Origin of the sequence: uncultured Bacteroides sp., assembly GCF_910585845.1 — a bacterium.
Taxonomy (GTDB): domain Bacteria; phylum Bacteroidota; class Bacteroidia; order Bacteroidales; family Bacteroidaceae; genus Bacteroides.
The window spans coordinates 1-8,906 of the sequence record NZ_CAJUHF010000039.1 but is presented as its reverse complement, the minus strand read 5'-3'; the positions used below and the strand labels follow the sequence as shown (position 1 = coordinate 8,906).

Sequence of the window (8,906 nt, the reverse complement as noted above, 5' to 3'; positions counted from 1 at the left end):
AACTCCTTCCATAACTACTTCACCCTAACTTTACAAATCACCGCCTTCTCTCCCTTTCGTACTACTTTGACGAGGACAATGCCCGTCTCGAAACCGGTCAGGGTTACTTGATCGGAAGTGGTGGCGTGCTGGCGGAGCAGTGTGCCGGAGGCAGAGTATAACAATAAGAGATCGCCGCTGGCGATACCTGCGATACTCATTTCACCGCGTACATCCGACCATACCCGGATACTACTTTCTACATCATCTGTCGGACGTTGGAAGCGGAGGGTGAAACGATGACCAAGGTCACCGGCAGAGGGGGCGTTGAAGTCGTAGCTACCTTCCAGTAAGTCGGCAGTCTGACCGGTGACAGCATCTTCCAGCACCACGGCATCATAACCGTAAGTGTCGCATCCGTCGGGGAGGGCAAGGGTGTAGATACCGCTTGCGGGTATGGATACACCGATGGACAAGCTGCCTTCGATGTCGACGGCAGAGAGCAGGGAGTAACGGTTGCCCGAACGGAGGGCATAGAGTTGTGGTTCGCCCGCAGCCATCCACTTGACACCGTCTGCAGATAGGTCGAAGTCGTTACGGGCTTCGGTTGTGGGCACTGCCTTCAGTTGCAGCAGGTCGGCGGCAGAAGCGTTGTCCGCTTCGCCTGTGGCGGCACGCGTCAGGCTGATGGTCAGTGCTTCCGATCCTTGATATGGTGTACCGTTCTTTAGATTATTCGTTGTCGGTTGGGCAACGTTGAAACTTTCTGCGTCTTTCAGTGTAGCCGTTTGGGTGAAGACGGCATCGCCTGCAGGGATATATCCTTCGGGTTGTCCTTCGGTTTCGGTATTCACGGTACGGTATGCTGAGCCGTCGAGGCCATAGAGTACACGTCCATATTCCATGTCTTTGTAGTTCATGGCGCAGAGGTAGGGCGAGCCGAAGAGGTTCCAACTCATGTTCTCCTTGTGCGTGAAGCGGTTGCTGTTCCCGTTGGATGACGTCCATGTCTCGTTGAAGTTATACCTCTTCAGCGTCACGTTTTGGAGAGACTGGCTCATATTCTCCGTATAAACAGTCGTTGTTGTGTTTGTTGCTTCTCCGTAGAAACGTACACGTGCTTCTGTGCTGTTGCCTGTGTTATCCAATAGCAGTCCCATGTTGCTGTATGGGGAGGTAGTAACCTCTTTCCATGCCGTTCCGTTGGAACTGTCGAATGTATAGGCGTAGGCTGCGCGCGCATTACCGTCGTAATGTTTCACGGAGACGCTTGTGGCGGTTGTTGCATCGGTATTAGGATAAGGATTGGTTACGTTGGTTACCGTGAAGGGCATATACGTCATGTCAGCCTTTCCTGCCTCTACCTTGCGTTCTACCACTAAGTTGGTGAGGGAGATGGGTTTGTTGTTGCCTCGCAATCCAGCCTGATGTTCCAGTAGCAGTACCCCCGGATTGAATGGAGCGGTAATGTCGTAGTTGGCGTCATTGTCGAGCAGCAGTTCGAGACCCTCGCGTACATAGACCACAGACTTGCCGCGTGGATAGTCGGTTTCGGTGATGACTCCGTCGCTACCGTTGTCGTTTCCGTTGCTACTATCGCTCTTTCTGTTGATGTCCCATGTCTCGAAGCAGCCGTTGTCCACCGTGTTGCGGATGCGCTTATTGCCCGCGATGTCACGGTTGTGGCCTACCTTTTGGATACAATCTTCTGTTTTAGCATCTGTTCCTTTGTCGATATCCTCCGAAGTCTCGTTCAACTGATAGGACCAGTAGCTGTCCGTTACATAGAGATTGTCCGCAGCAGCATTCATACGGTTGTTTGCATTTCCGTTTGGTTCGGCAATGTTTCCGCTTGGTTCAGCAATGTTTCCGGTTGCTGTCACGTTTACGGCTTTTACTCCGTCTACGTTACCCTTCACTAAGGTATTGTAGAGCAGGCCTGCCTCTGTCGTGCTTTCGCCTGTCGTACTGCCTGCCACGTTGACTTCCACTACCGATGTGGCAAGTGTTCCTTGCCGGACGGTGGCGACCGGAGCATCATCAGTACTGCTGTCTGCTGTGCCTATCACAAAACCATCGGCAAGTGCATCGCTGGCAGTCAGTGTCACTTCACTCAGCGTAGAGTGGGCGGTAGCCTCCAGTAATCCTTTGCGCTTATTGAGCAGGTCTGTCACGATCTTCTTGGTCTTTTCTTCCGTATCCGTCTCTGTGAAGGTAGTAAGTTCATCGTTCATGCCACCGTATACCTTGGTGCGGGGCAGGCGGAGGTGGAGCGGAGTATTCGTTACGTTGTTGTGCACAAAGACATATCCGTTACGATTCGCATGATTATAGGTATAGATACCGGCAAGGTCTGCAGCAGCTTGCAGGTCGGTCAGGGCGGTAGTCCAGCTCTTGCCGTCGGTGTTGCCCACTACGTTCGCTTTCACGTAGACAATGGGTTGCAGCTCGGCTTCATACTCGTAGGCACCGATATCTATCCTACTATCTACCACGCGTGCCTTGTTGCCCAATGCTTTTTCTTCATCGGGGATTTCAGTAGACGTTCCATCCTCTGCCCCGTCGTTCAACACCTCTTTTATATAGTGGTCATTCTTACCTTGGTTCAGCATGGTAAGGTTGGGGCGGAAGCGGTAGTCGCGTGCTTCCACGTTGTCTTGGTTCAACGGGTCGATGAAGTTCGGACCGTTTATGATGTCCGTGTTGTTGGCTATGGCTTGGGCTCTTTCAACTTCGTTTGCTAAGTTGTATGTATTCTCGAACACCTTGTTATCACGTTCTTCTACATTGAAAGCGGTAGGCTTTCCGCCGTTGTTCCACCATACCGAATTGTAAACCTCAACATTAGGATTGTAAACCTCAACATTGGAATCGTAAACCTCAGCATTAGAATTGCCAACCTCAGTATTAGAGTTGCTATTCGTCAGGGCTGTCTTGTTGTTGGCAAAGGTGGTGTTTACTAATACTGTCCTTCCAGTGGTAGTCTCCGCCACTCCCAGTCCGTTCTCACTATCCGCTATCAGGGTGTTGTAGAAGAGGGCTTTCCCTTCGTTGTGCTTGATGAGTATACCTGTCCCTTGATTGTTGCGGAAAGCACAGTTCTTCATGATCAGTTTGCCGTCCTTGCCGATGCTTGCCTCCACGCCGTTACCGCTTTCTTGGCTGGAATTGGTATTAAGCATATCACTGATGAAGGTGAAACCTTCTATAGTTACAGTATTTCCGTTTGCATTCTCTTGTCTGTCCGGGATGCTGACTTCCAGCAAACGATTGGCAATGATTTGATGGTGTGTGCGGATGACACTCTGTTTGCTGAAGTCCTGCGTAGCCCCGTTACCGGTACAGGCTCCCTTAATGGTCAGATTGTCGGACATGTTCGTGTTTTGCATATCCAGCATAAAAGCAGTACCGGTGCTGGAGAGGCGTGGCAAGTCATACTGCCCATCACGCACGTAAATGGTACGTGAACCATTTTCTTGTATAGGATGTGCCGCCCCGATGATGGCGTCGCGCAGATTGGAGGTCGCATTAGCCCAGTCACTGCCCAAACCGTTGCCGCTCTCTTCTGTGGCCACATAAATGGCAGGCATAGCATCAAAGCCGGTTTTGTAGCGGTATTCATACAGGCCGATGTCGATAGGTTTATCACCCTGCTTGCCGGTAGATTCATCTAACGGACCGGAGTAGCGTGGAAGGTTTTCGTCGTTGTACACAGGCATGTACACCTCCTTGTATTCCTGCAAATCGTTTTTTATAAACCATTGGGCATAGCTGTCTGTAGTGAGATTGTTTTCATCATCTGTAACTTCACCGGTAATTTCCGTTTCTTCGAGTGTTTCTCCCGAATAGGTAACATTCATTCCTCCGCATCCCTTATCCGTAGCCATGGAGAGAGCTATCGGATTCCAAAGACTGGTACCGGTGTAACCATCCACACCTGCTTGTTCTGAGGGTTGAGTGAAGTGCGGACCATCCATGTGCATATTCTCGCTGTTGAGCGGGATGTTATGGAATTTATTGTCTTCCGCAAAGAATCCGCCATAGTTATAGTCGCTTGCCGAGTACCGGATATCGAAGTTGCTGAGGTCGGTCGATGCATCTTGCTCACTACTTTCGTTACCCCATACCAGTGTGTTCACTATACGGCTTGTCGTTTCTGTGGTTTCTTTGTTACTATTGTTATACACTACTGCGTTCTGCTGCGCTTTGTTACGCACTATGGTACAGTTCATCAGGTTGATGATAGGCGTTCTGTAGGTATCGCCGGGAATAGTGATGTCAGTTCCGCCTTTCGTGTCATTGTAAGTCGTACCGATGGCTCCACCTTTACCGACTGTTTCGTTATTGGCAAAGAGGCAATTGACGGCATAGAGCGAGGCGATTTCGTTGCTTGGGTTGTTGATGTCCGCCACGTAGACTGCTCCGCCGCGTGGTTCCAGATCGGTTGTCGTCAGGTCGGGATTCTCTACCGTACCATTGCCGGCAAATGTGCAGCCGATAAGGTTGAGGCGTGCGTTGCGTACATAGACTGCACCTCCGCGCATAGCGAAGTTGTTCATGAATCGGCAGCGGCTGATGGTATAGTCCGCTCCGTTGGAGTAGACGCCTCCGCCTCGTCCTGCTTCATCTCCTTCTACTTCATCGCTCAGCTTGTTGAAAGTCTCGCTATCCTTGATGGTCAGTCCGTCGAGGTGGACGTCATGCAGAGGGCTGTGTGCGCCCTCGGGTGCATTGGTATAGATCACCTTGTAGACATTCTTCGATTGGGTGGAGGTGTTGATTTCTCCGGAAAGGATGGTCTGCTCTGCCAGTTCCCAGGGTTCTTCGATGCCGTTGTTGTTGAAGTCGGCAAAGGAACGGGCGTTTAGCAGTGGAATGATGTTCGGTTCATATTTTAAATCTTTATTGCCTTCTTGGGTGTCAAGAGTCATATCCTTGCAAGCATACAGCTCATTTCCCTTAAAACCACCGTAGATATTGACACCGTACGGTACGATAAAGCTGTATAGCCGATGGCTGTAGGTGACATTCTCGCTGAACTCTTTACGCAGTACGGAGGGTTTGTAGATACCGCCGCTCATCAGTATCTCGAATTTGGTATCTTTATGCTCGTCGGGAAGTTTCTTCCGTACTTCATTGACGTAGTTCAACGCATCATTCAGGGTAGCGAACGGAGTGAAGAATGATCTGCCAAGAAAGTCGATGGCTCGCTCCTTGTCTGTCAGTTTCACTGTGTTGGCAGGATTTACAAAGAGGCGGGTGAATACGTTCTCTTTGGTGATTTCCGGCAGGATGCCGCCATCGTAGGCAAAAGCACCGACATCCAGACGTTCGGGTACGTTTTGCACGCGGTCAATGCCCTGCATATCTTGTGCGGCTACGTTGAACTCTGCCTCCAGGTTGTCGTGATACACTTTCAGTGTACCTCGCTTGATGAGGAGCGAAAATTCTTTCAGCCGGTAATCCTTCAGCGTTTCGGAGTCTACAAAGTATTTCGTTCCATCGCTCTCCATGACGTTGTTTTCAAAGTCGGCGGGTATTGCCTGGCTCTCCACAAAGCAGGAGTTGAAGGGATAGAACTCCGTCGTTCCGATGTTGAAGACCGTTGCCCATTGCGGATCTTTAAATTGCTTTCTTACTACACCGCTGACGTTCTTGTCCGAAGGTGCGGTGTTGCCCCAGATGACGCAGTTGGTGCTCATGGCACTGCCATCTTCCAGGTAAAGCCCGCCGCCGATGTTCGAAGCATTGTTGTCGGCAAGGGTGCAGGAGATGAGGTGTGAACGCTTGGCGTTGCCACCGTTGTTGTTGCTGCCATTGTCGTCCACGTCTTCCTCTTCGCTCTCGGCATAGATACCTCCGCCTCTTTCGGCGCTGTTGCTCAGGATGGCGGTACCGGAGACGGTGGCACCGGGTTTCAGGTAGAGCCCTCCGCCCATGATGGCTTCACACCCTTTTACTACGCAGTTTCGCACGTGTGCCCATGCTTCCACAATGGCACCTCCACCACGTATGTTGGGGTTGCCTGCACCTGACGTGGAGTTGGAGGAACCGTCTGTAAGCCATATACCGTCTATCACGCTTTGCGCTTCACTGCCTGTCCAGTCTTCCGGCTTTTGCCCGAAGGTAACGGTATGGTAGCCTATGATGGCTGGTGTGGTAGCGGTTGCTTCGTGTATGGCACTGAACACGGTCTTGTACGTCAGGACGTCGCGTTTATAGGTTTTCCCCTCTTTATCAGTTTCCCAATCGTCATCCAGATCATTGTATCCGCCTTCTACCACTACGCCGTAGGGGATGACGTAACTGTAGCTCTTGGGATTGTTTTCCTCAGCTAATGCTGTGGCGTGGTAGACGAAGGTCGCTTCACTGCTCTCTGTCTCAGGATAGCCTGCTACCTTGACGATGACCTTACTATTGGGATGGTTCTTCTTATATTCTCCCGCAGCATCAAGAACCGATTGCAGCTTCTGCGCGCAAGCAGCATTGGCTTCACTCCCGGCATTTCTTATGCCTTTACCGTTTTGCGTCACATAATAGTAGGCATACTCTCCTTTAACCTTAGGGCTGATGTTTGCCAAATTGTCGTACTCGTAGGCACCCATGTCGATGGTACAGTCTTTGATTCGGGCTGTGTAGTCGGCATCGTAGTCGGGAAAGATGATACCCTCTATCGCTTCAATTCCGGTATTCAGTGCAGGAGAGTTCGGTTGAAGCCTGTATTCGCTATCTAATTGTGGATCGGCATATTTGTTGGTTGAAGTCCTATATTTCTTCATGTCGTTTGTTGTGCACAGATTTTTAGGATCATTCTCTGCGATATTGATACATGAGTAAAATGCGTGTACTTTCTCAGAATCTTCTTGGTAAGTATTTGTATATGTGAATGCTGCTACCGGATAATCATAAAGTTTTGTAGATCCAGAATTGCCATGGATATCGTCTCTGTTTCCTGATACAATGCAGTTATACATGTTTATGTTTGCATATACGAAGATACCACTTATGGCAATCTTTACATGGTTTGCTTGAGTAAGATGAGCTTCGTTTCCCACAATGGTATTGTTATAGAAATTTCCATTGACTAAAAAAACGGAACCCACAGCGACTTCATGATATCCGGTTTCTTCTTCTGCAAAGACTTGAGATGAATTATTACTGATTACAGTGTTGTACACATTGCCATTATTCATGTACAATCCACTTCCGTACATCCAAGCCGATTCAGTGTTACCATTTTGGGGTCTTGCCAAAAAGTGCCAATGTTTATTTTGAGTAATTAGGCAGTTCCGAATGGTACCACCGTTGTTATAGACACCTGCTCCTGCCTGATGAAACCCACCTGCTCCTGTTCCGGTTTGAATCAAATTGGTATTATGTGGTTTAACTGCTATCAAGTTATTGGTTACTTGGCAGTTTTCTAACACTCCATTTCCTAATAGATAAACCCCGGCTCCTCCCGTCGTCCCGACTTGATCTGTATTAACATTAAAAATGTTACCTGTTATATCCTGACGGTAAGTAGAAAAGAGATAGCCGTTACGTAACGTGAAACCGTCGTAGACAGTTTCTGTACTGAAAGGTCTCTCTTGTACCAGTACACGACCGTACGATACACGTTTATTATTAGCCTCTTCCTCCGGATTAATATCTCCCGGTTGCAATATAGTCTCATACGCTTTGGGATCTCTGTCGTCTTTGTTAGGAGTTCCTTCTTTGCTGAATCCTCCATAGACATTGACACCTTCTACGAATTTGTAAGCATAGCATTGGTCATGAATCTTCTCTGTTTCTTCACTCTTATGTGTGTACGTACCTTCGCTTACCCAGATTTCTTCGACTTTGACTGTTGTATTTGAGGCTTCTGCTGTACTCAGTGCCTTTTCCAGCGTGGCAAATGCCTGCTCCCACGATAAACCGTTGTGGTTGTCATCTCCACCATCCGCAGGAGTGCGGACATAAAGTATCGTTCCTGCTTCAGGCAGATCCGCTTCGTAGGCTCCCAAGTCAGGCAGACCGCCTAAATTACGGGCGCTTCCGGTGATGTCGGTCGTCAGAGTGTTGGTGGTGGAAGTAGCCTGGTTGATGATTTTTGTACCTGCCGTAGTTGAACTGGTCAGCGGACGGAATGAGGAGTAGCCGCCTAACCACGTACTGAAACCTAACGTGGCACCTTGACTGCGCGTTGGGTTGGCAAAGTTCTCTTGTCCTCCTTCTCCACCCATCGTTGCGATGTCGTCAATGGAGTTATTGCTGCTGTTGCCTGCTGCAAACGAGGTTGTTCCTGTGTTTCCTATGCCTTCGGGTGCGGCTCCTAAGTTATTGACTACCGTCACATGGTTCAGCGTCAGCTTGCCCGCGCTTGCATGAATCACCGGATTACTGTCAGTCAGATTGGTATTATTGTTCACCATACAGTTGGTCAGCGTCAGTGAGGCGGTGGAGGGGGCATAGATGGCGGCACCGTTCACCGCAGTGTGGTTCTCGAAGATGCAATTACTCAGTGTGACAGTGGCACCGTCGTACACCAGCATGCCTGCGCCGTATTGTTGGGTGGCGGTATTGGCAGCGTTGCCGTTGATGACGTGAAAACCGTCTAACTCTACTTTGGCATTGCTCTCTACGGTGATGACGTGATAGAGACCGTCGTCGATGTTAGTAGCTTCCGTGTTACCATCAATGATGGTACGGTAATCTAACGAGGCACGTTCGGCGGTGTTGCCCGTGGCGCGGTAGCCGCCTTCGATGCGCAATGTTCCGGTTCCTGCCGTGATGCGGCGAAGGATGACGGAGGCAGACTTCGGGTCTTCGTTGATGAAGGAGTAGCGCGGCCACAGTGTGCCTTCGTGCACCCGGATGACGAAGGTGGTGTTACTCGTTGGTTGAATTAAGAATCTAAATATTTACAAATGAAAAAGTTGCACACA

Annotated in this window: 1 protein-coding gene; it reads right to left on the bottom strand. The window is 49.7% G+C overall.

Annotated features, from left to right (window positions below; translation table 11 throughout):
* Positions 1–14: 14 nt before the first annotated feature.
* Positions 15–8,831, bottom strand: coding sequence for a hypothetical protein (locus QZ323_RS10830; protein ID WP_294634702.1), 8,817 nt, complete (start codon positions 8,829–8,831; stop codon positions 15–17).
* Between the last annotated feature and the right edge of the window lie 75 nt (positions 8,832–8,906).